Origin of the sequence: Corynebacterium sp. CCUG 70398, assembly GCF_024454055.1 — a bacterium.
GTDB lineage: Bacteria > Actinomycetota > Actinomycetes > Mycobacteriales > Mycobacteriaceae > Corynebacterium > Corynebacterium genitalium.
Map to the genome: position 1 here is coordinate 1 of NZ_JAGPYZ010000028.1, position 562 is coordinate 562.

Below are 562 nucleotides of genomic sequence, written 5' to 3' on the forward strand. Positions count from 1 at the left end.
TGGGCGTGTGATTGTTGATAGTAGGCGTCTTCCATCTCTTGTGGGGTGATGTATCCCAATGACTCGTGCAGGCGGTGGTTGTTCCACCAGTACACCCAGCGAAGGGTCGCGATCTCGACTTCCCCAACCGACGCCCACGGCCGGTGGGGATAGATCAGCTCGGTCTTGTAGAGACCGTTGACCGTTTCCGCCAACGCGTTGTCGTAGGAATCGCCGACGGTGCCAACGGACGGATCGATCCCAGCTTGAGCAAGCGCCTCACTGTAACGAATGGACACGTACTGCGAGCCGCGATCGCTGTGGTGGACAAGTCCTTCAGCACGGAGATCACCTGCGTGATAAACAGCATGCTCAAAAGCCTCAAGAGGCAGCTCATCGGTGCGCATGCTCGCCCTGGTGGCAACCCCGACAATCTTGCGGGAGTACGCATCGGTGATGAACGCGGTGTACGCAAACCCCGACAGGGTACGCACGTAGGTGATGTCAGCGACCCACAGCCGGTGCGGCGCTGACGCGGTGAAGTCACGATTGACCAGATCAGGACGACAATCCGGGACATCAG

Annotated in this window: 1 protein-coding gene; it reads right to left on the bottom strand. The window is 59.1% G+C overall.

The genetic code is table 11. The features are described from left to right. A partial coding sequence (locus tag KBX07_RS11335) for an IS3 family transposase (protein WP_256024170.1) occupies positions 1-562 on the bottom strand: 562 nt, incomplete at both ends.